The organism is Curtobacterium sp. CFBP9011, assembly GCF_034045095.1.
Classification (GTDB): Bacteria; Actinomycetota; Actinomycetes; order Actinomycetales; family Microbacteriaceae; genus Curtobacterium.
Map to the genome: position 1 here is coordinate 14,506 of NZ_JAXCWN010000013.1, position 26,358 is coordinate 40,863.

Consider the following 26,358-nt stretch of genomic DNA (forward strand, 5'->3'; position numbering starts at 1 on the left):
AGAGGTGCGGTCTTCGTAGGCGTGTAGAGCGTTCTCGTAGCGCATGTCGATCACGCCGGTACCGATCTCGATGCGGCTGGTCCGGGCAGCGATCGCGGACAGCAGCGGGAACGGCGCGGCCTGCTGCGGTGCGAAGTGGTGCACGCGGAAGTACGCGCCGTCGACACCGACTTCTTCCGCCGCAATGGCCAGGTCGATGGCCTGCACGAGGGACTCGCGCGCACTGCGCACCCGGGAGCCGGGCACGTCACGCCAGTGCCCGAAGGAGAGAAACCCGATCTTCGTCATGTGCATACGAACGCATCCGGCTGGGCGGGCATTCCGGCGGACTACGGTCGAGGACATGGACTTCGATCCGCGGACCACCCTGCTGACCGAACGGACCCGTGCGACGAAGCTGCTGGTCGACGTCGAGCGCAGCATGCTGGACGTCAGTGATGCCCGGGACGGGGCGAACACCGACGACGAGCACGACCCGGAGGGCTCGACCCTGGCATGGGAGCGCAGCTCGCTCGGTGCGGTCCGCGACGACGCCCGCCGCCGGGTCGAGCAGGTCGACGCGGCCCTCGGGCGCCTCGACGCCGGGACCTACGGCCGCTGCGCGGTGGGTGGGGAACCGATCCCGGAGGCGCGCCTGGCCGCCGTCCCGTGGGCGGCGACGTGCGTCGCGCACGCGTGACGAGCCTCCCGGCCGGACGGGAGGCGCGGCAGACCCCGGCACGCACGTCGCGGTGCGCGGTCCCCACCCCGCAGCGTCCCCACCACATACGGACCCGTTGCGCCGCGGTTTCCCAGCCGCGTGCCCTAGCGTGCGGACATGCACGGCGACCCGACTGAGCCTCCCCGGAGTGCTGCTCCCGACGCGTCATCCGGTCGGCAGCGCTTCCAGTGGTTCCGTGACCTGCGCACCTGGATCCACGCCCGACCGCACGTGCACCTCTTCTACAAGGTCCTGGTCGGGATCGTCGGCGGCCTCATCGTCGTGATCGGGCTGATCCTCGTGCCGCTGCCCGGTCCGGGCTGGCTCGTCGTCTTCGTCGGTCTGACGGTCCTGGCGAGCGAGTTCCACTTCTTCCACCGCATCATCACCTGGCTGCGCGCGAAGCTGCACCGGTTCTGGGACTGGGCGAAGCACCACGCGCCGTCGAAGCGGATGCGGGCTGCGGCGGACAAGGGCAAGGCGGACGTCGACGCCGCGCACGCCGAGGCGCACCGGAACGTCGGGGTGCAGCGCCCGCGCGGCCAGACCGCGCGGACAGGACACTGACCGCGCGGTCTGGGCACTGACCGCACGGGCCGGGCACTGACCGCGCGGACCGGGCACTGAGCGGCGCTCGGGGCCGCCCGAAGTCTGCACCGCCGCTCGCTGCGCCTCAGACCGTGCGGACCGATCCGGTCGCGGTGCGTTCGACCTCGTCGGACGCGGCCTCTTCCACCTCGGCCGCGTCCTTCGACGTGACCTGCAGGACGAGGGCGACGAGCGCCGCGAGGACGATGAACGCGCCGTATCCGGCGAGCACCGGCACCAGGCCGAGCGACGGCTCGAGGAACCCGCCGATGACGCTCGGCACGCCGAAGGCCAGGTAGCTGACCACGTAGATCGTCGACAGCAGGCCGGCGCGGTGGGTGGGTGCCGCGGTGGCGAGGAGCATCCGGAGCGGCGCCTGGAAGCCCGCGCCGAACCCGACACCGGCGATCGCGCTGCCGACGACCAGTCCGGGCAGCGACGGCATGACCACGAAGGTGACGGTGACGATCGGTCCGAGGACGAGCGCGACGAGGCCGAGCAGGACCGCCTTGCGGGTGTCGACCCGCTGGATCGCCAGGCCGGTCAGGGCGCCGACGCCGGTGACGACGGCGATCAGGGCGCCGGCGGCGAAGTGGTTGTGGATGCCGAAGACCGCGCCGAGGGCGGAGGGCACGAGCGACAGGAACAGTCCGCCGAGCGCCCAGCTGGACACGAGCGACCCGGCGACGCTGCGGAACAGCCGCCGGGAGGCCCGTGGCACCGACACCGTCGGACGGAGCGACCGCAGCGCCCCGGGTCGAGCGACGACCTGCTCGGGGACGACCGCGAGCGCGACGACGAGCAGCACGAGGAGCGTGCCGAACAGCAGGTAGACGAGCTGCTCCGGCGCGGGACCCCACTCGACCAGTGCCCCGCTCGACAGTGCACCGGTGGCGAGGGCGATCGGCGGGATGACGCCGTTGAGGACACCCGCGAGCGCGGGGTGCCGCTCGAGCGAGTTGTCGATGAGCGCCGCTCCGAGGGCGCCGATGAGCAGCCCGACCGAGACACCCTGCACGATGCGGTCGACGATGAGTGCGCCGAGCCCGTCGGCGACGGCGAACAGCCCGAGTGACACGGCGACGCCGAGGCCGCCGACGACCAGGACGGGCTTCCGGCCGACGTGGTCCGACAGCCGACCCGCGATGAGCAGGCTGAGCAGGAGCCCGGCGACGTAGATCGCGAACACCGCGGTGAGCATCAGCGGGGTGAGGTGCCACTCCGCCGCGTAGACCGGGTAGATCGGTGACGGCACGGCCGACGAGGCGACCGAGACGAGGAGCATCGCCGCGAGGATCCAGAACCCTGCGACGGAACGTGGTGACTGCATGGCCGTCCCTTTCGTAGTACGACTGCATTCGTACCGTACTCGCGCTGTACGACGCAAGTCGTACTAGTCGGTGCGGAGTGGTACCGTCCGTGCATGCCCGAGCGCACCGACGGAGCCGCACCACTCCCGCAGCACACCCCGCTTCCGCAGCCGACGCCGGCCGAGATGGACCTGCCGGTCGTCCTGGACGCCCTGTCCGACCCGATCCGGCTGTCGATCCTGCACCGGTACCTGGTCGACGGTGCCGGCGAGGAGCGCTCCTGCGGCTGGGTCGGCATCGACCGGCCGAAGTCGACGCTGACGCACCACTTCCGGGTCCTCCGCGAAGCCGGGTTGCTCGAGCAGCACCTCGAAGGGCTGACCCGCGTCAGCAGAGTCCGGACCGACGAGGTCCAGCAGCGGTTCCCGGGCCTGCTCGACCTGGTCCTCGACTGGCAGGTGCCCGCCGGCCTGGTCCGCGCCGAGGCACTGGCGTGAGCGGCGACACCGGCGTGAGCGCAGTCCGGTTGCCCGACGTCGTCGCCGAGCCGGCCGTCACCTCGGCGCTCGCCGCAGACCTGACCACCGCCGGGTACACGGTCGAGGGCGTCGACGCGCTCTGGGGCACCGAGGCCGCCGCTGCCCTGCACCGCGGCGTCCGGGTCGCCGCCCGCCGGGCACTCGCCGCCCGACCGACGACCCCGCTGTCCACCACCGCCACGCTCTTCGTGCTCGGTCTGCCGGTGTCGCGGGCCGACGCCGAGGCCGCGTTCCCGGCCGCCGGCGTCCCGGCCCTGGTCGCGGCCGGGGTCCTGCGCATCGACGGGGACTCCGTCGCCGCTGCCGTGGACCTCCGCCCGTACGCGTTCGTCGACGACCTGGGTGCCGGCAGCTGGTGGATCGTCTCCGACCTCGGTGAACTCGCCCTCGGCCACGCCATCAGCGAGGAGCACGTCCTCGGCATCGGCGGCGCCACCACCACGCTGAGCGGCCTGCAGCTGCCCGTGCCGGTCCGTCGGGTGCTCGACCTCGGCACCGGGTGCGGGATCCAGGCCATGCACGCCCGACGCTTCGCCGACCAGGTCGTCGCCACCGACATCTCCCGACGGGCGCTCGACATCGCCCGCTTCAACGCGCAGCTGAACGGCATCGACGGCATCGAGTTCCGCCACGGCTCACTGTTCGAGCCGGTGGCGGGGGAGCGGTTCGACCGCATCGTCTCGAACCCGCCGTTCGTGATCACCCCTCGGCGCGAGGGCGTCCCCGCCTACGAGTACCGCGACGGCGGGATGGTCGGCGACGCGCTCGTCGAGACCGTCCTCCGCGGTCTGGCCGAGCACCTGGAGCCCGGCGGGACCGCGCAGCTGCTCGGCAACTGGGAACACCGGTGGGGCGACGACGGCCTGGAGCGGGTCCGCTCCTGGTTCGCCGACACCGACCTGGACGTGTGGGTGGTCGAACGGGAGCGCGAGGACCCGCCCGCCTACGCCGAGACGTGGATCCGCGACGGCGGCACGAAGCCCGGCACGCCCGTCTTCGACGACCTGGTCGACGCCTGGCTCGACGACTTCCGCGACCGCCACGTCACCGGGGTCGGCTTCGGCTACGTCGTCGTCCGGTCGGGAGGCACCTCCGCCCTCCGCCGTTTCGAGCGCCTCCCACAGGTGCTCGGTGCCAACCCGGCAGGCCTGGGCGCGACCATCGCCCGCACCCTCGACGCCGTCTCGTGGCTCGCCGGACGCGACGACGACGCGTTCGCCGCCGCGCACCTCCGGGTCGCCGGTGACGTCACCGAGGAACGGCACTACTGGCCGGGCAACGACGACCCCACCGTGATGACGCTCGTGCAGGGCGGCGGGTTCGGCCGACGGGTCGACGCCGACACCGCGCTGGCCGCGTTCGTCGGCGCGGCCGACGGCGAGCTCACGGTCGGGCAGATCGTCGGCGCGATCGCCCAGCTCACCGGCGTCGACGACCGGGCGCTGTCCGCGGACCTGCTGCCGCGCCTCCGCGACCTGGTGCTCGACGGCCTGCTCCTCCCCGCATAGGGGCCCGCGAGGGGTTCAGGGGCGCCAGGTGTGTTCGGGGGCGTAGCCGAGCAGCTCGCGGGCCTTGTCCGAGGACAGCAGGGAACTCGTGCCGTCGATCTCGGCGCGACGCTCGACGTCCGGCAGGAACCGCTCGACGAGCTCCAGCGTCGGCGTCTCCATCACGGTGTCCGGGCTGGCGATGATGAACGCCTCGAACCCGGTCAACTCGCTCTCCACCGCCTTGCGCACGGCCTGGGCGCCGTCCCGCGAGTCGATGTACGACCACAGGTTGAAGGTCTTCGCCTCCGGCGACGCGTCCCACGGGAACGCCGGGTAGTCCGTCTCGTCCATCACGTTCGAGAAGCGCAGGCCGATCATCTTCAGCTGCGGGTCCCAGCGGGTGAAGTGGCGCGCCATCTCCTCCTCCACCGCCTTGCCGAGCGAGTACGACGACTGCGGCCGGACCGCGAACTCCTCGTCGACGGGCAGGTAGGGCGGGTGGTGCTCGCCCATCGGGATCCCCAGGAGCGTCTCACTGGAGGCCCACACCACGTTCCGGATGCGGGCTGCGCGGGCAGCGTGGAACACGTTGATCGACGCGGTCACGTTGTTCGTGATGAGCGCGACGTCCGGCACCTGGCCCGGCGCGGGCACGGCCGCGAGGTGCACCACCGCGTCGACCGAGTCGTAGCGGTCGTCGACCCCGAGGAACGTGTTGAGCACCTGGCCGTAGTCGGTCAGGTCCGTGCGGACGAACTGCACCCGCTCCGGCTTGTCCGGGGAGGCCACCCGGTCGAGGAGCACGACGTCGTAGCCGTGCTCGTCCAGGTCGCGGACGACCGCCCGTCCGAGCTTGCCGCTGCCACCGGTCACCACTACACGCGTCATCGCGTCACTCCACCTCGTCGTCGAGACCCCGGGTCGGGTCACGCCCATCCTGCCCTGCCGGTGGTGGACGCAACCAGGTACGGGCGGTACCTGCCCGCCGGAGGGTGGGTGAGCCTCCCGGCCGGGTCAGGACCCGACCGAGACCCGAGCCATCGCGAGTCGGGTGACGAGTTCGACGTGCTCCGCCATGTCACGGCTCGGGTCGTAGAGCCACTGGATCTGCAGCCCGTCCGCGACGGCGAGGAGGACGCTCGCGAGTTCCGCCGGGTCGAGGTCGCTCCGGAGGCGCCCGTCCGCCTGCATCGCCTGGAAGTCGGCCGTCATGCGGGCACGACCCGACTCGTAGCGCTCGCGGAAGTACGCGTGTGCCGGGTGTTCCGGGTCGGTCGCCGCCGCCGCCGACAGGTTCACGAACATCTGGACCAGCCCCGGCACCTCGGCGTTGTGGCGGACGACCGACGCCAGGAGCGATGCGAGGTCGGGCGCGTCCCACTGCGCCGCACGGTCCTCCTCGTCACGGCGTCGGAGCACCGCGACCCAGAGGTCGTCCTTCGAGTCGAAGTAGTGCAGCAAGCCGGCCTGGGTGAGGCCGACGGCGGCCGCGATGTCCCGGATGCTCGTCCGCCGGAACCCCTGGGTGGCGACGCGGTCGAGCGCGACGGCGAGGATCTCCTCGCGCTTCGCGATGCCCTTCGCGTACGAACCCCGTCGTGCCATGGCGCGACTGTACCGTCCGGGGGCGGAGTGCCCTCCCGGGCGGCGGCTGCCGGCATGACCCTCGGACTGGAGCGCCTGAGGAGGCTGTACATCCGTCCATTTTCCGCACCACCTCCGACGACGTCGGTACGCTTGCCGGTGCGCCAGTCGGCTGGTTACCGTCGGCGCACGCATCGAAGAAGGACCGCCGAGTGTGTGTCGCGGCCTCCTGATCCGGCCGATGACGCCCCGGTGGTCCTGATGCGTTCCGATGCGCCCCCGCACCTGGTGCGGGGGCGCATCCTCGTTCCCGGGATGCGCACTGTGGCAGCCGGTACCCGTCTTTCTCCAGGTGTGACAAAAAGGTGCGCAGGTGGAACGATGAGTGCACCATCGCGTCCGGATCAGGGACGCCGATGGTCGTCCGGCGGGTGAGCCCACGGGACTCACCGACCCGTGGGCCCCGTCGGATGTCTCCTGGTCGTTCGCGCGTTCGCGCGTTGGCTCGTTGGCTCGTTCGAGTTGGTGCTTGCTCGCTTGCTCAGGCGGTGCGGACCGACGGGGCGATCTCCTCGGCGATGATCCGCAGGATCCGCTCGTGGGAGGCGCCGTCACCGTTGGCGGGCAGGGTCACGACCAGCTCGTCGGTCGCCGCCACTGCCGGGTCGGCGCGCAGGGCGTCGACGATGGCGGCCGGCTCGCCCGAGAGCACCTTGCTGAAGCGGAACGGCGGGCCCGACAGCGGTCGCCCCTCGTCGTCCATGCCCGATGCGTACCCGGTGAGGAACTCCTCGTGCACGGCGCGGTCGTGGTCGTCGAGCAGCGGGACGATGATGCGGCCGACGGCGACCTTCGCCTGCCGGTCCGGGTGCAGCTCGGCGAACCGCTCGCGGTAGGCCTCGATCTGAGCCGCCTGCGCCACCGCGAAGGGCTCGCCGGTGTCCTCGGTGTTCAGGGTCGAGCAGTGCAGCAACAGGCCCTTCTCGGCCGTGCGGACCGCGGTGCCCATGCTGCCGCCGCCCCACCAGACACGGTCGAGCAGGCCGGGGCTCCGGGGCTGCAGGGTGAGTTCGGCGCCGGCGGGGATGCTCTCGTAGCCCTTGCCCGCCGACCCGAGGGCGTCGCCGTGCAGGACCTCGAGCAGTCGGGCGGCGCGGGCTTCGGCCTCGTCGCGGAAGGACCGCTCGGAGGCGCCGAACACCGGGTCGAGGATCGGGCCGTAGCCGGCGATGCCGGTGCTGATGCCGAGCTGTACGCGCCCACCACTGAGCAGGTCGACGGTGCTGGCGTCTTCGGCCAGGCGCACCGGGTCCTCGTAGCGCATGCCGAGCACGGCGGTGCCGAAGCCGATCGTGCTGGTCCGCTGGGCGGCGGCGGCGAAGAACGTCATCGGGCTCGTGAGGAACGGCTCGAAGTGCCGGCCGCGGACCCAGCCGGTGCCGTAGCCCAGGGTCTCCGCGGTCTGTAAGAGCCGGAGTCCGTCCTCCAGGGCGCTCGCGGCACCGTCGGTACCGCCGTGGTTCGGGACGAAGGAGAGGAAGCCGAGTTCGCGCACGGGGCGAGTCTATGCGGCCGTATGGATCTGTGGAAGGTGCGGGGTCTGTCCACGGATGTCGAGCCTCCCGTCCGTCGGTCACGGCCGGGCTGGGAGGATGGGCACATGACCGACGCCACCACTGCTGCCCCGCTCGTCGCCGCGATGCCGGCGGCCCCCGGCGGTGTCGTCGACCCCGACGCCGTCTACCAGGCCTTCGCCGACTGGGCAGAGTCCGGCGGACGGCCGCTGTACCCGGCGCAGGACGAAGCCCTCATCGAGCTGGTGTCCGGCGCCAACGTCGTCCTGAGCACCCCGACCGGCACCGGCAAGTCGCTCGTCGCGGCCGGCGCCCACTTCGCCGCACTCGCGGAGGGCAAGCGCAGCTACTACACCGCGCCGATCAAGGCCCTGGTCTCCGAGAAGTTCTTCCAGCTCGTCGACCTGTTCGGCGCCCAGAACGTCGGCATGGTCACGGGCGACTCGGCAGTGAACGCCGACGCCCCGATCGTCTGCTGCACCGCCGAGATCCTCGCGAACCTGGCGCTACGCCAAGGACCCGACGCCGACGTCGACGTCGTGGTGATGGACGAGTTCCACTTCTACGGCGATGCCGACCGTGGCTGGGCCTGGCAGGTGCCGCTGCTCGTGCTCGAACGGGCACAGTTCCTGCTCATGTCCGCCACCCTCGGCGACGTCACGACCATCGCGGACGACCTCTCCCGCCGGACCGGACGCCCGACCGCACGGGTCACCGGCGTCTCCCGCCCCGTGCCGCTCGAGTACGAGTACGTGATGACCCCGGTGCAGGAGACCGTCGAGCGCCTGCTGGAGGAGGGCAAGGCGCCGGTCTACATCGTGCACTTCGCCCAGGCCGCCGCCCTCGAACGCGCCCAGGCGCTCATGTCGGCCAAGGTCGCCACGCGCGAACGCCGCGACCAGATCGCCGAGGCCATCGCCGGCTTCCGCTTCAGCGCCGGGTTCGGACAGACCCTGTCGCGCCTGATCCGCGCGGGCATCGGCGTCCACCACGCCGGCATGCTGCCGAAGTACCGACGGCTGGTCGAACAACTCGCCCAGCGCGGCCTACTGCCGGTCATCTGCGGCACCGACACCCTGGGCGTCGGCATCAACGTGCCGATCCGCGCCGTGCTGTTCACCGGCCTGACGAAGTTCGACGGCACCAAGATGCGCCAGCTCTCCGCTCGCGAGTTCCACCAGATCGCCGGACGTGCCGGACGTGCCGGGTACGACACCGAGGGCGACGTCGTCGCCGAAGCGCCCGAGCACGACATCGAGAACGCCCGTGCCGTCGCCAAGGCCGGGGACGACCCGAAGAAGAAGAACAAGATCAAGCGGAAGAAGGCACCCGAGGGCTTCGTGTCCTGGGGGCAGGCGTCCTTCGAACGGCTGATCGGCGCCGAGCCCGAGCCGATGGCGTCCCGGATGCGGATCACCCATGCGATGGTGCTGTCCGTCGTCGCCCGCGGTGGGGACGCCTTCGAGGATGTCCGCTCGCTCGTCTACGACAACCACGAACCCCGCGCCCGACAGCTCGCGATGGCCCGCCGGGCCCTGACCATCGCCCGGACCCTCGTCAACGCACGGGTGATCGAGAAGGTCGACGGCACCTACCGGCTCACCGTCGACCTGCAGGCGAACTTCGCGCTCAACCAGCCGCTGTCGCCGTTCGCGCTCGCCGCCTTCGAACTGCTCGACCCCGCGTCACCGACCTTCGCCCTCGACATGGTGTCCATCGTCGAGGCCACCCTCGACGACCCGCGGGCGATCCTGTCGCAGCAGCAGTTCAAGGAACGGGGCGAGGCGGTCGCCCGGATGAAGCAGGAGGGCATCGAGTACGACGAGCGGATGGAGCTCCTCGAAGCGGTGACCTGGCCCAAGCCGCTCGACGAACTGCTCACCGCCGCGTACGAGAGCTACGCCGACGAACAGCCCTGGGTGCTCGACTTCTCGCTGTCCCCGAAGTCCGTCGTCCGCGACATGTACGAGCGGGCGATGACCTTCGGCGACTACGTGCGCTTCTACCAGCTCACCCGCTCCGAAGGGCTGGTCCTGCGGTACCTGTCCGACGCCTACCGCACCATGCGTCAGACCATCGCGGACGAGCACCGCACCCAGGAGCTCGACGACATCATCGAGTGGCTCGGCGAACTCGTGCGCCAGGTCGACTCCTCGCTCGTCGACGAGTGGGAGGCGCTGATGAACGGGGACATCGTGCTCGCCGAGGCCGAACACGAGGAGATCGCGCCGCCGCAGCCCGCCCGACTCACCGGCAACGTCCGGGCCTTCCGGGTCCTGGTCCGCAACGCCCTGTTCCAGCGGGTGCTGCTGGCCGCGCGGGACGACATCGAGGGCCTCGGCGAACTCGACGCCACCGCCGGGTTCGACCAGGACGCGTGGGACGCCGTGCTCGAGGAGTACTACGACGAGCACGACACGATCGGCATCGACGCCGAGGCCCGGTCCATGCAGTACCTCGTGCTCTCCGAGCAGGGGCGGACCTGGCGCGCGCGACAGATATTCGCCGACCCGGCGGGCGACAAGGACTTCGGGTTCTCGGCGACCATCGACCTCGACGCTTCGGACGACGCGGGGGAGGCCGTGGTCCGTGTCACCGAGATCGGCCGTTTCGACGGGTGGGCCGAGGTCGACGTCGACTGAGACGAGCGGGCCGGTCGCCGCGGAACGCACGCGGTGTGTGGCCGGAACACGTGGGCAGCCGACCGGGTACGGTCAGCCGCAGCCCACGGAAGGAACCCCCATGCGAATCGGCTCCAGCATCGCCTTGATCGTGATCGGCGCCATCGTCGCGTTCGCGGTCGACTACCAGGTCGCCGGCATCGACCTGCGGCTCATCGGCTACATCCTGATGGCCGCCGGCGTCGTCCTGCTCATCATCAGCCTGGCGGTCGGCTTCGGCGGACGCCGGACCACCACCACGACGCGCTCCGGCGTCGACCCGGCCTCGGGCGAACAGATCACCCAGCAGGACCGCCGCGACGGCACCTACTGAGTCCAGAGCGACAGACAGCGAGGGCGGGACCGATCGGTCCCGCCCTCGCTGTCTGTCATTCGGCGTCTGGCGTCTGTCGTCTGCCGTGCGGTCTAGAAGAGCGTCGCGGGCGGGGCGACCTCGCGGATCGCCGCCGGCTCCGGGACGTCGACGCCCGGCCAGCCCGGGCCCGTCGGGACCTCGGTGCGGTTCTGGTACGCCGTCGCCGCACCACGGGCACGGACGTCAGCGGCTTCGTTCATCTCGTGGCCCATGTGCCCACGGACCCACTCGAACGTCACCTTGCGGCCCTGCAGCTCGGCGTCGAGCTCCTGGATGATCTCCACGTTGAGGACCGGCTTGCCGTCGGCCTTCCGCCACCCCTTGCGCTTCCACCCGGCGAGCCACTCGGTGCAGGCCTTGATGGCGTACTGGCTGTCGCAGAGGATGTGCAGCGGCTCGCCCGAGTCCTTCGTGGCCTTGAGGAGCTGCAGGACAGCGGTCAGCTCGCCCTGGTTGTTGGTGCCGCGGGGCCAGCCGCCGGCAGCCCAGCGGTCGTCGTCCACGTACCAGGCCCAGCCTGCAGGGCCGGGGTTGCCGAGGGCTGAGCCGTCAGCGGCGGCGACGATCGTCACGGTGGGACCTCCTGGTGGTGGCGAGTGCCCGACGAGCGTAACGGACCTGCGGGGGTGCGGCGTGCCTCCCGGCCGTGGTCAGCGCCCGGACGTCCGGCGGAGTGCGGCGACCAGCCCGTCGCCGTCGATGACGTCGTACATCGCGAAGTCCTCCCGCATGCCGGGCATGCCATCGAGGCCCGTGTTGGCGTACTGCTGTGCCGACGCGCTTCCGCCCAGGAAGAGCGTGTCGAGGTCGCTGACGTCGTCCCACCGCACGGTGACGTGCTCGGCCGTCCGGTCCACGTACCAGTCGGTGCGGCGAGCATCGGTCTCGCGTGTCCTCCGTCCGTTCGTGACGAGTGCCCGCTCCGTCGTCACGGCGTAGACGTCCGTGCGCTTGCGGTGGCGCTTCACGAGGAACCGACCAGCGCAGAGGTGCAGGGCGACCAGGACGAGGGCAGACAGCAGCACCAGGACTCCCGGGTGCGCCTGCGATCGCGCCGCTCCCACGAGGAAGGTCGTCACCACGACCAGGAAGAAGGCGTTGGACGGGATCAGCCACCGGTCGGCGTCGACGAACATCCGCTGCGGGTCGCTCTCGCCGATCCAGAGGAGCTGTTCGCTCCGGCGGAGGTGCTGCTCGACGAGGGCCCGCTGCTCGGGTGTCGCCGAGTCGGTGGGGCAGGAGGCACCTCCCCGGTCTGCACGAGGATCCATCACGCTTCGACGGTACTGGAGCACGCAGCGGGTGGTTGTGCCCCGATCGGCCCGACGGCCTGGGAGTCCGGGGCGCGCTGCCGCCTAGCGTTCGGGGAAACGGGAGGAACCACCATGAGCAACGACATCGCAGGCCCCGAGCACTCCGACGACCGGGACCGCTCCGACGCCCTGGCCTCGGCAGCGCACAGCGACGACGTCGACGGGGTGAGCGGCAGCGAGCAGCGGGCCGCCGACACGTCGTACAGCCCCTCGAGCGAGCGGGAGATGGACGCGTCGCAGACGGAGCAGCGCGACGACGACGACCTGCGCGCGGACGGCATCGACCCCTCGCGGATCGTCGCCGCCCCGGGGACCGGTGGCGCGGACGACGCCGGTGACGTCGAGCCCGAGCCGGGCGACCTGCACCTGCCGTGGCAGTCCGAGGAGGACCGGCAGGGCTGAGCGCCGGGCCGCCCGAGCGGCGCTGGGCCGCCCGAGCGGCGCTGGGCTTTCTCGAAACACCGGTGTTCGCCGGAGACACCGCGTGATTGCGCGGCGCGACTGACGAACACCGGTGTTTTGCGTGCAGCGCGGCGGCGGGCCGCGCGGTCAGGCGACGGAGTCGGGGTGGGAGCCCGTTCGCTGGCCGGACTCCAGGGCCGCGATCGCAGCGAGCTCGTCGTCCGTCAGCACGAAGCCGTCGACATCGAGGTTCGAGCGGATGCGCGACGGCGTCACCGACTTCGGCAGCACGACGACCCCCTGCTGCACGTTCCACCGCACGAGCACCTGCGCCACGCTGACGTCGTGGGCAGCAGCGATGCCGACGAGCACCGGGTCCTCGATGAGCCGTCCGCGACCGAGGGGCGACCACGCCGCGGTGACGATGTCGTGCTGCTCGTGGAACGCCATCAGCTCGCGCTGCGGCAACCACGGGTGCCGCTCGACCTGGTTGACCGCCGGGACCTCACCGGTCTCGTCGATGATCCGTTCGAGGTGGGGCACCTGGAAGTTCGAGACGCCGACACTGCGCGCCCGCCCGGACGCTCGGAGTTCGACGAGCGTCCGCCAGGTCTCGACGTAGCGGTCGTTCGCCGCCGCCGGCCAGTGGATCAGGTACAGGTCGACCACGTCGAGCCCCAACCGCTCGAGACTGGCGTCGAACGCCCGGAGCGTGCCGTCGCGGCCCTGGTGGTCGTTCCACACCTTCGTGGTCACGAACACGTCGTCACGTTCGAGCGCGGAGGCCCGGAGCGCCTGCCCGACGCCCCGCTCGTTGCCGTACATCTCGGCCGTGTCCACGTGGCGGTACCCGGCGTCCAGCGCCAGCCCGACGGCCGTCGCTGCCTCGACGTCGTCGACCTTGTAGACGCCGAAGCCGATGGTGGGGATGCTCCGGCCGTCGCGGAGAGGGATCGAGGTGACCATGCACCCATCCTGCCCGGCATGACGGGGGTGGGGCGGGCCTCCAGTCCGACCTGTGGAGAACGCAGGCCGGACGGATCAGGTGGGGAGGTGGACCGGCTCGGTGTCGGGCAGTGGACTGGCGTCGCGACCGCGCAGGTCGGGCAGCCAGCGGCGCATGACCAGGGGGAACACCACGCCGGCCGCGGCCATGACGGCGCCGACCATCAGGCCGCCGCTCGGACCGTTGCTGTCGATGAGGAAGCCGGCGACCGCGGACCCACCGGCGGCTCCGATGAGCTGGCCGGTCCCCATCCAGCCGTACGCCTCGGCCGTGTCGGAGAACTTGACCGTGGCGGAGACCGAGCCGAACATCACCGTCAGGGCGGGGGCGATGCCGGCGCCCGCGATGACGAGGGAGATGCAGAGCCACCAGAACGTCGGGTTGCCGACCGCGAGCACGAGTCCGACGAACACGATCGTCATGCGCAGCCAGAGGGCGTTCTGCGAGATCGGACGGTGGCCGAGCGCCAACCCGCCCGCGAGCGAGCCGACCGCGAAGACGGCGAGGACGATGCCGGCGTTCGGGCTGCCCTCGCCGAAGACGCTGGTGACGCTGGCCTCCACCGCGGAGCACGCGCCGATGAGCAGCAGGCCCGTGACGGTGGCGACGACGACCGACGGCCGCTTCATGACGACACCGAACGCGCGCTTCGAGCGGGGGATGCGGACGCGGCCGAGCTCGGGGGAGGCGATGAACCACGTGCAGCCGATGAGCAGGAACACCATCGCGACGACGATCGCCTCGACCGTGCCGATCTGCGTCGCGACGAACGTGGTGATGACCGGGCCGGCGACCCAGATCAGCTCCTGCGCACTGGCGTCGAGGGAGAACAGCGGGGTGAGCTGCGAGGACGTGACCATCTTCGGGTAGATGGTGCGGACCGCGGGCTGCACCGGCGGGACCGCCAGGCCTCCGACGAAGCCGATCACGACGTACGCCCAGAGCGGCATCACGAAGAAGGCGATGACGCCCATGGTCAGGAACGCCACGATGCTCGTCAGGATCAGCACGGGGCGCATGCCCCAGCGGCCCATCCAGCGGCTGGTGAGGGGCCCGGCGAGGGCCTGACCGATGCTGGTCGTCGCGAGGACGAGGCCGGCGGCGCCGTACGAGTCGAAGATGTGCTCGACGTGCAGCAGGTACGCCAGCGACAGCATGCCGAACGGGAAGCGCGCGGTGAGTTGCGCGGCGATGACCCGGCCGACCCCGGGCGTCTTCAGAAGGGACCCGTACGCGCTCACGAGACGAGTGTACGGACCGGACGGACCGCGTTGCGGCGGGTGTGGAGAGGGGTGTCACCCGAGCCGGAGAGCGGTGGCCCCCGAGCGGGGGCGCAGCCGTCGGCGGGGTGTCGGACCACTGTCCGCTGGACGTTCTCAGACACGCCGGGCGTGCAGTTTCCACATCCGTGGACAGGTGCCCCCAACAGGGTGTGGGAAGTGTCGGTGGGCGGTGGCAGAGTGGCGGAAAACCGGGCCTCGCGGGAATCCACAGACTGTGGATGACGTTGTGGAAACTACAGGGGTGTAACACTTCCTCTAGTGGTCCATCCGTCCATCGGGCACTACATGTAGTAGCGTCATCGACAACACAGCACCAGAACGACGGGCCTCCAACCGGGCCCAGAACCAGGGGAGATCATGGCCGTCACCGTGTACACCAAGCCGTCTTGCGTCCAGTGCACTGCGACGTACCGCGCCCTCGACAACAAGGGCATCGAGTACGAAGTGCACGACGTCTCCACGGACGAAGCAGCGCTCGAGCACGTCAAGAGCCTCGGCTACATGCAGGCCCCCGTCGTCGTGACCGACGACGACCACTGGTCGGGCTTCCGCCCCGACAAGATCGCCACCCTCAGCGCCGAACTGGCCTGACGCCTCGCGGGCCGTCCGGCCCGCGTCGCCCGGCGGCGGAAGGACAGCCTGGAGGCTCGTCCCGCCCCCGCCGCACCCCTCCGGTCCGCAGTCCGCACCTCGTCAGGGAGCGCACCATGAGCCGCCTCGTCTACTTCTCGAGTGTCTCGGGCAACACTGCCCGGTTCGTGGAGAAGCTCGGCCAGGACGCCGACCGGATCCCGCTGCACGCGAGTGAGGAACCCCTCCGTGTGGACGAGCCTTACGTCCTGGTCCTCCCCACCTACGGTGGCGGCAACGGACACGGAGCGGTCCCCAAGCAGGTCATCAAGTTCCTCAACGACGAACACAACCGGGCTCTGATCCGGGGCGTCGTCGTCGGTGGGAACACCAACTTCGGTGAGGCGTTCGGCCTCGCCGGGGACATCGTCGCGCGCAAGTGCGGAGTCCCCGTTCTCTACCGCTTCGAAGTCTTCGGGACCCCCGACGACGTGGTGGCGGTCAACTCAGGATTGGAAGCATTTTGGACGCAGCAGTTGCAGACGTCGATCTGACGTCGCCGCAGACGGGGATGGACTACCACTCCCTCAACGCGATGCTCAACCTCTACGACGCGGACGGGAACATCCAGTTCGACAAGGATCGTGAGGCGGCCAAGCAGTTCTTCCTGCAGCACGTCAACCAGAACACCGTCTTCTTCCACAACCTGAAGGAGCGGCTGGACTACCTGGTCGAGAACGAGTACTACGAGCAGGCGACCATCGACCAGTACTCGATGGACTTCATCCAGCGGCTCAACGACCTGGCGTACTCGAAGAAGTTCCGCTTCCAGACGTTCCTCGGTGCGTTCAAGTACTACACGAGCTACACGCTCAAGACGTTCGACGGCAAGCGCTACCTCGAGCGCTTCGAGGACCGCGTCGTGATGACGGCCCTCGGCCTGGCGCAGGGCAACGAGCAGCTCGCGATCGACCTCGTCGAGGAGATCATCGCCGGCCGCTTCCAGCCCGCAACCCCGACGTTCCTCAACACCGCGAAGGCCCAGCGCGGCGAACTCGTCTCCTGCTTCCTCCTCCGCATCGAGGACAACATGGAGTCGATCTCGCGCGGGATCAACTCGTCGCTGCAGCTCTCGAAGCGCGGCGGCGGCGTGGCCCTGCTGCTCTCCAACATCCGCGAGGCCGGCGCCCCGATCAAGCAGATCGAGAACCAGTCCTCGGGCATCATCCCCGTGATGAAGCTGCTGGAAGACTCCTTCTCCTACGCGAACCAGCTCGGTGCGCGTCAGGGTGCCGGCGCGGTCTACCTCAGCGCCCACCACCCGGACATCATGAAGTTCCTCGACACCAAGCGCGAGAACGCCGACGAGAAGATCCGCATCAAGACGCTGTCGCTCGGCGTCGTCGTGCCGGACATCACGTTCGAGCTCGCGAAGAACAACGAGGACATGTACCTGTTCTCGCCGTACGACGTCGAGAAGGTCTACGGCGTCCCGTTCGGCGACGTCCCGATCTCCGAGAACTACCGCGCGATGGTCGACGACTCGCGCATCAAGAAGACGAAGATCAAGGCGCGCGAGTTCTTCCAGACCATCGCGGAGATCCAGTTCGAGTCGGGCTACCCGTACATCGTGTTCGAGGACACGGTGAACAAGGCCAACCCGATCAAGGGCCGGATCAACATGTCGAACCTGTGCTCGGAGATCCTGCAGGTCAACACCCCGACCACCTTCAACGAGGACCTCTCGTACAAGGAGATCGGCAAGGACATCTCCTGCAACCTCGGCTCGCTGAACATCGCGCTGACGATGGACTCGCCGGACTTCGGCAAGACCATCGAGACCGCCATCCGCGGCCTGACCTCGGTCTCGCAGATGTCCCACATCACCTCGGTCCGCAGTGTCGAGGACGGCAACGACAAGTCGCACGCCATCGGCCTCGGCCAGATGAACCTGCACGGCTACCTGGCTCGTGAGCGTGTCTACTACGGCTCCGAAGAGGGCATCGACTTCACGAACATCTACTTCTACACGGTGCTGTTCCACGCCCTGCGCGCCTCGAACAACATCGCGATCGAGACCGGGGAGACCTTCGACGGCTTCCGCGACTCGAAGTACGCGTCGGGTGAGTTCTTCGACAAGTACACCGACCAGGTCTGGACGCCGGCCACCGCCCGCGTCGCGTCGCTGTTCGACAACGCGAACATCACCATCCCGACGCAGGACGACTGGAAGGCGCTGAAGGCGTCCATCCAGGAGCACGGCATCTACAACCAGAACCTGCAGGCCGTCCCGCCGACCGGTTCGATCTCGTACATCAACCACTCGACGTCGTCGATCCACCCGATCGCGTCGAAGATCGAGATCCGCAAGGAAGGCAAGCTCGGCCGCGTCTACTACCCGGCGCCGTTCATGACGAACGACAACCTGGACTACTACCAGGACGCGTACGAGATCGGTGCCGAGAAGATCATCGACACGTACGCCGCGGCGACGCAGCACGTGGACCAGGGCCTGTCCCTGACGCTGTTCTTCAAGGACACCGCCACCACGCGTGACATCAACAAGGCGCAGATCTACGCATGGCGCAAGGGCATCAAGACGATCTACTACATCCGTCTGCGCCAGCTCGCCCTCGAGGGCACCGAGGTCGAGGGCTGCGTTTCGTGCATGTTGTGACGCCTCCGGCGTCGTGCATGCTGCGTCGTCTCGGTCGCTGACGCGACCGCCCCCGGCCTGGAGGCGCGGTGCCAGCCCGCACCGCGCCTCCCGGCCTTCGATTCGTCACCATCTCAATTCCGGAAGAAGCAATGACTCTCACCGACCCGGTCCACGCCACCGGCAAAGCCGTCCCGCTGATCCGTTCGGTCAGCGCGATCAACTGGAACCGCATCCAGGACGAGAAGGACGTCGAGGTCTGGAACCGCCTCGTCAACAACTTCTGGCTGCCCGAGAAGGTGCCGCTGTCGAACGACGTGCAGTCGTGGAACACCCTCACGCCCGAGGAGCAGCAGCTCACCATGCGCGTGTTCACGGGTCTGACGCTCCTGGACACCATCCAGGGCACCGTCGGCGCGATCAGCCTGATCCCCGACGCGATCACCCCGCACGAGGAGTCCGTCTACACGAACATCGCGTTCATGGAGTCGGTGCATGCCAAGAGCTACTCGTCGATCTTCTCGACCCTGGCGTCGACGCCCGAGATCGACGACGCCTTCCGCTGGTCCACCGAGAACGTGAACCTGCAGAAGAAGGCACAGATCGTCCTCGACTACTACACCGGCGACGACCCCCTGAAGCGCAAGGTCGCGTCGACCCTGCTCGAGTCGTTCCTGTTCTACTCCGGCTTCTACCTGCCGATGTACTGGTCCTCGCGCGCGAAGCTCACGAACACCGCTGACCTGATCCGCCTGATCATCCGCGACGAAGCCGTCCACGGGTACTACATCGGGTACAAGTTCCAGAAGGGCCTCGAGGGCGCTTCCGAGGAGCGCAAGCAGGAGATCAAGGACTACACGTTCAGCCTGCTGTTCGAGCTGTACGAGAACGAGATCCAGTACACGCAGGACCTCTACGACCAGGTCGGGCTGACCGAGGACGTCAAGAAGTTCCTGCACTACAACGCCAACAAGGCGCTGATGAACCTGGGCTACGAGCCGATGTTCCCCAAGGAGACGACGGACGTGAACCCGGCGATCCTGTCGGCGCTGTCGCCCAACGCGGACGAGAACCACGACTTCTTCTCGGGCTCCGGTTCGTCGTATGTCATCGGCAAGGCGGAGAGCACTGAGGACGAGGACTGGGACTTCTGAGTCCGGTCACTTGTGGGGACGCCCCGCTGGCTTCGGCCGGCGGGGCGTTCTGCTGTCGCGGTGCGTCAGATCGGCCTCGAACAGGATTCCTCGGCCTCCTTCGAAGGACACCCCGCGGAACCGCGCTCCGTGAGCGACGGGTCGGAATCCGTATCGCTCGTGCAACTTGATCGATCCGTCGTTACAGGCATTCGTGAAGAAGAACGCCTTCGTGTCGCGCTCTCCGATCCAGTTCAACCGTGCTTGCACCAGGAGCCCGCCCACGCCCTTGCGACGCCACTCCGGTGCAACGGTCACGCCCGTCAGGTAGTACCCGGCGGGCGCCAGGCCTTCAGACTCGTCGAAGTGGGTGGTCATCGCCCACGCCACAGTCTCGGGGCCGACAGTGGCGATCAGGACGAGTACCGACTCGTCAGCGATCCCCGCGCTGACGTGCTGCCTGAAGTGTGCCGATGCGGACCGTCCCGGTGAGCGGAGCTGAACGTCGAGCACCGCCTCCACGTCGTCACCGGTCGCCGCACGGACGAGGATCCGACCAAGCTCGCCATCCACGTGTCGAGTCTGACGCACTCCGAATGCGCTTCCTCGCGAACGTCCGGACCATGATCCGCTACCGGTCGACGCGGACGAGGTGGTGGTCATCGATTCGCCCCTGCGAGAATCGCCAGATGGCCCTCGACGACCTCGGCAACCAGACCTGCATCCCGGCACGGTCGAACAGCGGCAAGTCGATCCTCGCGGTAGCGAACGGCCGCGCCAGCGAATGATCATCACAATGAGCAACGGCAGTGTCAGCAGCATCTTGCAGGACACCTTCCGGCCGATGCCTGATCAGGTACGCCGCAGGCTGGGGTTGCTCGACAACGACGAGCAGTTCGCGTGGCTGATCTGGTGGTGCCCCGACGACGCCAATTGGATGTTCAACCCTGGACCCGCCGAAGAGCAGTACGGCGACTCGTACCTGCAGGCTGGCGGCACCGCGGAGAAGATGAGCGTCGAGCTCCGCCGTCGTGAGGACGACGGCGAGTACCGCTTCTACATCGTCGGCCGTGACCACGACCTGTCGGAACCGCTCACGGAGACCATCGACGTGCAGGCTGCTCACGAGCCGCGGCACCCGGCGGAGCTGTTCACGGCCGACCAGGCGGCGCCGGTGTTCATGCACTACGTCGAACACCAGACGGTTCCCGACGGTTACACGCTCCGGCTCATCGCGAACATGTGAGTGGTAGCGGCATCGCCGTCGCGTGTTCGCGACCGTGTGCCTGACTGGAGGCGCGGTGCCAGCTGGCACCGCGCCTCCAGGCCGACCAGACGGAGCAGTACCGTCAGCTCCGTCCCGACGGGTCGGGTCACTCGCCGGCGCTGCTCACGCCGGTGGCGTCGTGCCCGCGCCCTCGGTGTCGTCTGCGCCCGCAGGGCCGGTACCAGCCTGGTCGAGGTTCTCGTGCGGGTCGCCCATGTCTCCGATGGCCTTGCCGCTGGGGGACAACCCGAAGTGCTTGCGGGCGGCGTTCGCCTCGGTGGCGGACAGAGCGTTTCCGACTCCGGGGGAGGGTGCTCCCTTGATCGCGCTCTTCGCGTACCCGACGTGCAGGTCCGTGCCGTCGAACGTGGCGTCCTCCACCGGGACGAGCGCGGTGTGACCCCCGAAGAGTCCTGTGGCGACGCTGACGAACGCAGCGCTGCCGTCCGCGGCGGGGAACACCTGCGCGACCTTGCCGACCGAGGCACCGTCGCGGTCTCGGACGGTCGCGCTCTCGACCTCGTGGATCATGCTCTTGGTGATCATGGAGGTAGTCAACGCTCCTGGCCTGACCCGCTTGTGTCAGTGACCGCGAGGCGCGCCCGAGCGCTTCACGAGCCCGCCTGGATCGTCGTGACGCCCGCGGGCTTCGGCCTGCTGGGCCTTCGCTGTTCAACGATGCGTCTCGTCGTGCCCGTTCGGTTGAGCTGCTGACGCTCTGGCGACGGCGGCGGCTGCTCGCTCGATCGAGACTCCGGGATGGTCTTCGCGGTACCTCCGGACGTCTGCGGGATCGATCTCTGTGCCGACAGGGAGCTCGAGCGGCTCGCCGGAGCTCCAGCGCGTCGTCGCCATTCAGAGTGTGGCTGCTCCCATCCAGCCGGTCAGCAGCGGGCTCAGGTACAGGCACCCGTACGCCGTGGCAGCAGCACCGCCGACAACGACGGGGATGCGGATCCACCTCTTCATGGAGAGCAGCTTGCACCAGCTCTTCTTGACATGCAGGATCTGGCCGGTGAAAGATCAGTTGGCGCAGCAGCCGTCTTCACGGCCAGGCGCGCGCTCGGCCGTTCTGGAGAAGGGGTAGACGGTGGTCTTCGTCGAGATGGTTGCGGCGGTGGTGACAGCGGTCTTCGTCGTGCTGCCCGCAGGGGGTGTCATCGGCCGGAACTCGTTCGTCGGTGTTCGTACGCGAGCGACGATGCACGATGCTGCAGCGTGGCGCCGAGGGCACCAGGCTGCTGTGCTGCTGTCCGGGGGGGGGTCGTGGAGCGTCGCCGCTGCGCAACGAGCAGTCCGGAAGGCACCTGATGCTTCATAGTGATGGCATTGTCGTTCCCGGGTCAGTGGCAGCGGAGGTCCGCTGGAAGCCGATCCTGATCTTCACGTTCCTGGCCTGGGGCTTCGGATGGCTCGTCAGCCTGCCGCTGTGGATCGATCCGAAGGGCTTGGCTTCGGTGCACGCGCTGTGGGTCCTGCCGACGATGATGTTCACACCCTGCGCTGCAGCAGCGATCGTCGTGCTGCTGCAGCAACGCGTTCCGGTGCGGCAGGCTGTCCGGCAGCTCGGAATCGTCCCGCTCCGACCGGTCGGAAAGCTCCTGCGCTTCTCACTGGGCGGCATCGTCCTGCTGCCACTCGTCGTCATCGCCGGCATCGCAGTCGCCGCGCTCCTGCATCTCGTCCGCCTCGACCTCGAGACGTTCAGTGGGTTTGCCGCGATGCTTCCCGAAGAAGCGCGGGACCTTCTGCCGATCGGAGTTCTCGTCCTCGTGCAGGTCATCTCGATCCCGATCGCCGCCCCTCTGAACGGGGGTACTCGCATTCGGAGAGGAAGTCGGGTGGCGAGGTCTTCTGCTCCCTGCCCTACGACCTCTCGGCGACTGGCCGGCCGTTCTGATCACCGGCGTCGTGTGGGGCGTCTGGCACGCGCCGATCGTCTTGCTGGGCTACAACTTCGATCGTCCAGACCTGTGGGGGGTCTTCCTGATGATCGTCGGAGCCACCGCCGTCGGCACGTTCCTCGGCTGGCTCCGGATCTGGAGTGGTTCGGTCTGGCCCGCCGTGCTCGGGCACGGCGCGTTCAACGCAGCGTGCGGTCTGGTGCTGCTGTTCTCCTCTGCGAAGTACCCGCCGGACCTCGCCCTCGCGGGGCCGCTCGGCGTCGGGACCTGGATCGCCGCTGCAGTGTTCGCGACGATCATCATCGTTTGCTCGCGTCGATCCACTCGCCGCTCCGACGGCGATCCGGTTCGCGGATGCGGTGAGGGGTGACACCAGTACCAACGCGACCTGTCAGTCGAACGGCAGCCGCGCCTCCAGGCCGGATCGAGAGCCAAGCATCCCGCGGACGCAACGAACAGGGCGGCTCTCCATCTTCCGGAGGGAGCCGCCCTGTGACCGGTAGCGTCTAGCGTCCCGACGGGACGTCGGCGCCGACGAGCTCGTTGCGGACGATGTCCGCGCCGGCTGACAACGCACCGAGCTTGTCCAGCGCCGCACCCCGCGCCAGCGGAGCCATCCCGCAGTTGGAGCTGGGGATGAGCTTGTCCGCATCGACGAACTCCAGCGCACGGCGGAGCACCTCCGCGACCTCCTCCGGGGTCTCGACGGCCTCGGTGGCGACGTCGATCGCGCCGAGCATGACCTTCTTCCCGCGGATGAGCTCGACGAGTTCGAGCGGCACGTGGGAGTGGATGCACTCCAACGACACGATGTCGATCGACGACTGCTGCAGGAGCGGGAACGACCGCTCGTACTGGCGCCACTCGGCCCCGAGCGTCTCCTTCCACCTGTTGTTCGCCTCGATGCCGTAGCCGTAACAGATGTGCACGGCGGTCTCGACGCGAAGGCCCTCGGCTGCGCGTTCGAGTGCGGCGACGCCCCAGTCCTGCACCTCGTCGTGGAAGACGGTGAAAGCGGGCTCATCGAACTGGATGACGTCGACGCCGGCGTCCTGCAGCTCGCGTGCCTCCTGGTTGAGGATCGTGGCGAACTCCCACGCCAGCTTCTCGCGACTCTTGTAGTGCTGGTCGGAGAGGGTGTCGATCATCGTCATCGGGCCGGGGAGCGCCCACTTGATCGGGCGGTCGGTCTGCGCGCGCAGGAAGCGGGCGTCGTCCACGAACACGGGCGCTCGACGGCTGACGGCACCGACGACGGTCGGGACGGCCGCGTCGTACCGGTCGCGGATCCGGACGGTCTCCTTGCGGTCGAGGTCGACACCGTCCAGGTGCTCGATGAACGTCGTGACGAAGTGCTTGCGGGTCTGCTCGCCGTCGCTGACGATGTCGATGCCGCGGCGCTCCTGCTCGTGCACGGCGGAGCGGAGTGCGTCCTGCTTGCCCTCGGTCAGCGCTGCGCCCTCGAGCTCCCACGGGGACCAGAGTCGTTCGGGCTCGGCGAGCCAGGAGGGTTTCGGCAGGCTGCCGACGATCGAGGTGGGGAGGAGAGAGCTCATGGAGGTGATGGTCCAGTCGGTCAGCGGGCGGGTACGGAGTCGGCAGCGAAACGCGAGAGGAGCGCGTGGTGCGGCTTGACGAGGTGCTCCTCGGTCCACCGGCCCTGGGTGATCCCGAGGCGGCTGCGCTCCTCACGGTCGTAGGTGACCGGAGTGGGCGTGAAGTCGGTGTGGTCGAGAGTGGGGCGGTAGGTGCTCCCGGCCGGGGTGTTCGCGGCGTAGATCTCCGGGCGGTAGATCTTCTGGAACGTCTCCATGGTGGCGATCGTGCCGATGAGCTGGAGGTCCGTGTAGTCGCCGGTCAGGTCGCCGCGCGTGTAGAACGCGAGCGGGGCTGACGCTCCGGCGGGCTGGAAGTACCGGACCCGCATGCCCATCCGGCCGAAGTAGTCGTCGGTGAGCGAGGAGTGCTCGTGCTCGTACTCGGCGCCGAGGACGGGGTGGACGTACCCGGTCCGGCGGTAGGTCTGGCTCGTCGAGACGCTGATGCAGACGACGGGCTCGGCACTGAAAGTCGAGTGGAACGCGGATGACTCCAGGAAGCGCTGGAAGAGCGCCCCGTGCAGCGCCCCGAAGTCGGACGGCAAGCCCGCCGATGACGGCAGCAGCACCGAGAAGTCGTAGTCGCGCAGGTACGACGAGAAGTTGTTGCCGAGGATGCCGTGGTGGCGCTCGCCAGTGTGCTGGTCGACGATCGTGACGTCGAGCATCTCGAGCAGCGGGAACTCGGCGTCTGATCCACCGTCGGAGAACGCCAGCGCGGCGGACACGATGTCGAGTTCCAGGCGGTAGCGGTCATGCACCCCGGCGAGGTCGTTCGCGCGCCCGTCGATCATCGCCATCGCAGCACGGAGGTTCTGCTGACGGTGCTCGCCGCGCGCCAGGTTGGCGAAGTTCGTGGTCAGCCGGGAGCTGTCGGCGGGGGAGTAGTCCTCGTCGAACCGCGTCCGCGTGATGCTGAAGGTCAGGTCATTCGCCATCCCATGAGCATGACGGGAGGCCCGGGTCATCAGGTAATACCGAGACGCTATGCGCCGGTATAGCCTGCGCCTATGGCCCGGGTCTCGAACGACATCACCCTGCAGCAGCTCCGCTACTTCATCGAGGTCGCGACCGAGGGCTCGATCAGTGCAGCGGCCGATCTGCTCTACGTCGCCCAGCCGACCCTTTCTGCGGCGATGAAGGACCTGGAGACGCGGATCGGTCGCCCTCTGTTCACCCGCTCGGCCCGTGGGGTCGTGCTCACCGTCGACGGGGTCGAGTTCCTCGGGTACGCCCGGCAGGTCGTCGAACAGGTCTCCCTGCTCGAGCAGCGCTACGTCGGCGGGCAGCCGTCACGTCGGCTGCTCGGGGTGTCGGCGCAGCACTACTCGTTCGCCGTGGAGGCCTTCGTCCGCATGGTCGAGGCGGCGGCCGCGGACGAGTACGAGTTCTCGCTCCGTGAGACCCGCACCTGGGACATCATCGAGGACGTCCGCACGCTGCGCAGCGAGGTCGGCATCCTCTACCGGAACGACTTCAACCGACAGGTCCTCGGCAAGCTGATGCGGGACGCCGGCGTCGTGTTCACCCCGCTGTTCGTCGCCCGGCCGCACATCTTCGTCGCCCGGCGGAACCCGCTCGCGTCGCGCAAGCGCGCGACCCTCGCCGACCTGGCGGACCTGCCCCGACTGACGTTCGACCAGGGTGCGAACAACTCCTTCTACCTGGCGGAGGAGATCCTGTCGACGATGTCGAGCAAACGGGAGATCCGCGTCTCGGACCGGGCGACGATCTTCAACCTCATGATCGGCCTCGGTGGGTACACGATCTCCACCGGGCTCATCAGCGATGACCTGGACCCCGAGATCGTCGCCATCCCGCTCGACGTCGACGAAAGCATCGAGATCGGGTGGATCGCCCACACCTCGGTCCCGCTGACCGTGCAGGCGCAGGCGTACCTGGACGAGCTACGCGCGGTGGTCACCAGCTACGGCGTCGAGCCGCTCGGGTAGGTGGCCGGGAGCCGACGGAGGTGCGCTGACCGTTCCTGCCGGTGACCGGCCTGGAGGCGCGACACGCGTCCGTCACGTCGGCGCGCTCGCACGGGCACATGGTGGGGGAACGCGAGAACGCCGCTCCGGTGTGTGCCGGGGCGGCGTTCTCGTGGTGCGTCAGGTCAGGTGTTACTTGATCTGGGCGGTGATGGTGGCGGTGCCGACGAGCAGGCCGCCCTTGACGGCGTCGGTCTTGAAGGTGCTGTTGAGCAGCTTCGCGGCGTCGTCGGAGATGTGGACGGTGGTGCCGGTGAGGATCGCGTTGTCGCCCTCGAGCTGGAGCGGCTTCAGCGTCCCGCCGTGGAGGGAGAACAGGTAGGCGTTGGCGACGGCGACCTTGCCGTTGACGAGGACGTCACCGGAGAGCTTCGAGGAGCCGGGGTTCACGACGAAGTTCTCGAGGGTGACGGT

General features: G+C 68.9%; 27 protein-coding genes and 2 pseudogenes. 15 read left to right on the forward strand and 14 right to left on the reverse strand.

Features of this window, described 5'->3' with window-relative positions:
* Positions 1–9: 9 nt before the first annotated feature.
* Positions 10–294 (reverse strand): annotated as a pseudogene (locus tag SOM35_RS17060) (LLM class flavin-dependent oxidoreductase); the annotation flags it as partial.
* Between the two features lie 49 nt (positions 295–343).
* Between SOM35_RS17060 and SOM35_RS17065 the strand changes: the two are divergent.
* Together SOM35_RS17065 and SOM35_RS17070 are read left to right on the forward strand one after the other, a co-directional pair.
* Positions 344–679 (forward strand): TraR/DksA family transcriptional regulator, encoded by a 336-nt coding sequence (locus SOM35_RS17065; protein WP_320516304.1) that lies wholly within the window; start codon positions 344–346, stop codon positions 677–679.
* A 138-nt stretch (positions 680–817) separates the two neighbouring features.
* Positions 818–1,267 carry a TIGR02611 family protein gene (locus SOM35_RS17070; protein ID WP_111076164.1) on the forward strand — a complete coding sequence of 150 codons (450 nt, stop codon included), beginning with the start codon at positions 818–820 and terminating at the stop codon, positions 1,265–1,267.
* 106 nt (positions 1,268–1,373) lie between these two features.
* Here the strand turns inward: SOM35_RS17070 and SOM35_RS17075 are convergent, their stop codons facing one another.
* On the reverse strand, positions 1,374–2,618 hold the full coding sequence (locus SOM35_RS17075) for an MFS transporter (protein ID WP_320516305.1): 1,245 nt from the start codon (positions 2,616–2,618) through the stop codon (positions 1,374–1,376).
* A gap of 93 nt (positions 2,619–2,711) precedes the next feature.
* On the opposite strand from SOM35_RS17075, the gene SOM35_RS17080 reads away from it, so the two are divergent.
* Positions 2,712–3,095 carry an ArsR/SmtB family transcription factor gene (locus SOM35_RS17080; protein WP_221850925.1) on the forward strand — a complete coding sequence of 128 codons (384 nt, stop codon included), beginning with the start codon at positions 2,712–2,714 and terminating at the stop codon, positions 3,093–3,095.
* Complete coding sequence (locus SOM35_RS17085) at positions 3,092–4,645, forward strand: class I SAM-dependent methyltransferase (protein WP_320516306.1); 1,554 nt, start codon at positions 3,092–3,094, stop codon at positions 4,643–4,645. The genes SOM35_RS17080 and SOM35_RS17085 overlap by 4 nt, the downstream gene beginning before the upstream one ends.
* A 15-nt stretch (positions 4,646–4,660) precedes the next feature.
* Here SOM35_RS17085 and SOM35_RS17090 read toward each other — a convergent pair whose 3' ends face one another.
* The 3 genes from SOM35_RS17090 to SOM35_RS17100 all read right to left on the reverse strand — a co-directional run bounded on the left by SOM35_RS17090 (position 4,661) and on the right by SOM35_RS17100 (position 7,766).
* Entirely contained in the window at positions 4,661–5,515 is an 855-nt protein-coding gene (locus tag SOM35_RS17090) for an NAD-dependent epimerase/dehydratase family protein (protein ID WP_111076167.1), read from the reverse strand.
* A 126-nt stretch (positions 5,516–5,641) separates the two neighbouring features.
* Entirely contained in the window at positions 5,642–6,232 is a 591-nt protein-coding gene (locus SOM35_RS17095) for a TetR/AcrR family transcriptional regulator (RefSeq protein ID WP_320516307.1), read from the reverse strand.
* Between the two features lie 520 nt (positions 6,233–6,752).
* On the reverse strand, positions 6,753–7,766 hold the full coding sequence (locus tag SOM35_RS17100) for an LLM class flavin-dependent oxidoreductase (protein WP_320516308.1): 1,014 nt from the start codon (positions 7,764–7,766) through the stop codon (positions 6,753–6,755).
* Between the two features lie 105 nt (positions 7,767–7,871).
* Here SOM35_RS17100 and SOM35_RS17105 point away from each other — a divergent pair, with 105 nt between their 5' ends.
* Both SOM35_RS17105 and SOM35_RS17110 read left to right on the forward strand, forming a co-directional pair.
* The gene (locus SOM35_RS17105; protein ID WP_414648595.1) at positions 7,872–10,427 is read left to right on the forward strand and encodes a DEAD/DEAH box helicase; all 2,556 of its coding nucleotides are present in this window, start codon (positions 7,872–7,874) and stop codon (positions 10,425–10,427) included.
* Positions 10,428–10,527: 100 nt separating this feature from the next.
* Positions 10,528–10,779, forward strand: a complete 252-nt coding sequence (locus SOM35_RS17110; protein WP_111076171.1) for a DUF6458 family protein — start codon at positions 10,528–10,530, stop codon at positions 10,777–10,779.
* Positions 10,780–10,871: 92 nt separating this feature from the next.
* Here the strand turns inward: SOM35_RS17110 and SOM35_RS17115 are convergent, their stop codons facing one another.
* Both SOM35_RS17115 and SOM35_RS17120 read right to left on the reverse strand, forming a co-directional pair.
* Positions 10,872–11,393 carry a ribonuclease H family protein gene (locus SOM35_RS17115; protein WP_320516309.1) on the reverse strand — a complete coding sequence of 174 codons (522 nt, stop codon included), beginning with the start codon at positions 11,391–11,393 and terminating at the stop codon, positions 10,872–10,874.
* 78 nt (positions 11,394–11,471) lie between these two features.
* Positions 11,472–12,095, reverse strand: coding sequence for a hypothetical protein (locus SOM35_RS17120; protein WP_320516310.1), 624 nt, complete (start codon positions 12,093–12,095; stop codon positions 11,472–11,474).
* Between the two features lie 111 nt (positions 12,096–12,206).
* Here SOM35_RS17120 and SOM35_RS17125 point away from each other — a divergent pair, with 111 nt between their 5' ends.
* Positions 12,207–12,536 carry a hypothetical protein gene (locus SOM35_RS17125; protein WP_111076175.1) on the forward strand — a complete coding sequence of 110 codons (330 nt, stop codon included), beginning with the start codon at positions 12,207–12,209 and terminating at the stop codon, positions 12,534–12,536.
* A 147-nt stretch (positions 12,537–12,683) separates the two neighbouring features.
* Here the strand turns inward: SOM35_RS17125 and SOM35_RS17130 are convergent, their stop codons facing one another.
* The gene (locus SOM35_RS17130) at positions 12,684–13,502 is read right to left on the reverse strand and encodes an aldo/keto reductase (RefSeq protein WP_320516311.1); all 819 of its coding nucleotides are present in this window, start codon (positions 13,500–13,502) and stop codon (positions 12,684–12,686) included.
* Positions 13,503–13,577: 75 nt separating this feature from the next.
* Positions 13,578–14,783, reverse strand: coding sequence for an MFS transporter (locus tag SOM35_RS17135; protein ID WP_111076177.1), 1,206 nt, complete (start codon positions 14,781–14,783; stop codon positions 13,578–13,580).
* A gap of 399 nt (positions 14,784–15,182) precedes the next feature.
* Here SOM35_RS17135 and nrdH point away from each other — a divergent pair, with 399 nt between their 5' ends.
* The 4 genes from nrdH to nrdF all read left to right on the forward strand — a co-directional run bounded on the left by nrdH (position 15,183) and on the right by nrdF (position 19,205).
* Complete coding sequence (gene nrdH / locus SOM35_RS17140; protein ID WP_017886897.1) at positions 15,183–15,416, forward strand: glutaredoxin-like protein NrdH; 234 nt, start codon at positions 15,183–15,185, stop codon at positions 15,414–15,416.
* A gap of 116 nt (positions 15,417–15,532) precedes the next feature.
* The gene (gene nrdI, locus SOM35_RS17145) at positions 15,533–15,949 is read left to right on the forward strand and encodes a class Ib ribonucleoside-diphosphate reductase assembly flavoprotein NrdI (RefSeq protein WP_111076178.1); all 417 of its coding nucleotides are present in this window, start codon (positions 15,533–15,535) and stop codon (positions 15,947–15,949) included.
* Between the two features lie 17 nt (positions 15,950–15,966).
* Positions 15,967–18,072 carry a class 1b ribonucleoside-diphosphate reductase subunit alpha gene (gene nrdE, locus SOM35_RS17150; RefSeq protein ID WP_301223153.1) on the forward strand — a complete coding sequence of 702 codons (2,106 nt, stop codon included), beginning with the start codon at positions 15,967–15,969 and terminating at the stop codon, positions 18,070–18,072.
* A 131-nt stretch (positions 18,073–18,203) separates the two neighbouring features.
* A complete protein-coding gene (gene nrdF / locus SOM35_RS17155) occupies positions 18,204–19,205 on the forward strand; it encodes a class 1b ribonucleoside-diphosphate reductase subunit beta (protein ID WP_056119980.1) in 1,002 nt (333 codons plus the stop codon).
* A 6-nt stretch (positions 19,206–19,211) separates the two neighbouring features.
* Here nrdF and SOM35_RS17160 read toward each other — a convergent pair whose 3' ends face one another.
* The gene (locus tag SOM35_RS17160; RefSeq protein WP_181439358.1) at positions 19,212–19,757 is read right to left on the reverse strand and encodes a GNAT family N-acetyltransferase; all 546 of its coding nucleotides are present in this window, start codon (positions 19,755–19,757) and stop codon (positions 19,212–19,214) included.
* Between the two features lie 301 nt (positions 19,758–20,058).
* On the opposite strand from SOM35_RS17160, the gene SOM35_RS17165 reads away from it, so the two are divergent.
* Positions 20,059–20,430, forward strand: coding sequence for a hypothetical protein (locus SOM35_RS17165; protein WP_320516312.1), 372 nt, complete (start codon positions 20,059–20,061; stop codon positions 20,428–20,430).
* A 144-nt stretch (positions 20,431–20,574) separates the two neighbouring features.
* Here SOM35_RS17165 and SOM35_RS17170 read toward each other — a convergent pair whose 3' ends face one another.
* Positions 20,575–20,997: a PRC-barrel domain-containing protein gene (locus tag SOM35_RS17170; RefSeq protein ID WP_320516313.1), complete on the reverse strand. Its 423-nt coding sequence runs from the start codon at positions 20,995–20,997 to the stop codon at positions 20,575–20,577.
* Between the two features lie 559 nt (positions 20,998–21,556).
* Between SOM35_RS17170 and SOM35_RS17425 the strand changes: the two genes are divergently transcribed.
* Together SOM35_RS17425 and SOM35_RS17175 are read left to right on the forward strand one after the other, a co-directional pair.
* Complete coding sequence (locus SOM35_RS17425) at positions 21,557–21,772, forward strand: SdpI family protein (protein ID WP_414648597.1); 216 nt, start codon at positions 21,557–21,559, stop codon at positions 21,770–21,772.
* A 533-nt stretch (positions 21,773–22,305) separates the two neighbouring features.
* Positions 22,306–22,725, forward strand: a complete 420-nt coding sequence (locus SOM35_RS17175) for a CPBP family intramembrane glutamic endopeptidase (RefSeq protein ID WP_414648598.1) — start codon at positions 22,306–22,308, stop codon at positions 22,723–22,725.
* Positions 22,726–22,861: 136 nt separating this feature from the next.
* Here SOM35_RS17175 and SOM35_RS17180 read toward each other — a convergent pair whose 3' ends face one another.
* Complete coding sequence (locus tag SOM35_RS17180; RefSeq protein WP_320516314.1) at positions 22,862–23,911, reverse strand: methionine synthase; 1,050 nt, start codon at positions 23,909–23,911, stop codon at positions 22,862–22,864.
* Positions 23,912–23,931: 20 nt separating this feature from the next.
* On the reverse strand, positions 23,932–24,891 hold the full coding sequence (locus tag SOM35_RS17185) for a putative oxygenase MesX (protein ID WP_320516315.1): 960 nt from the start codon (positions 24,889–24,891) through the stop codon (positions 23,932–23,934).
* Between the two features lie 72 nt (positions 24,892–24,963).
* Here SOM35_RS17185 and SOM35_RS17190 point away from each other — a divergent pair, with 72 nt between their 5' ends.
* Positions 24,964–25,905, forward strand: a complete 942-nt coding sequence (locus SOM35_RS17190) for a LysR family transcriptional regulator (RefSeq protein WP_320516316.1) — start codon at positions 24,964–24,966, stop codon at positions 25,903–25,905.
* A gap of 171 nt (positions 25,906–26,076) precedes the next feature.
* Here SOM35_RS17190 and SOM35_RS17195 read toward each other — a convergent pair.
* Positions 26,077–26,358 (reverse strand): annotated as a pseudogene (locus SOM35_RS17195) (hypothetical protein); the annotation flags it as partial.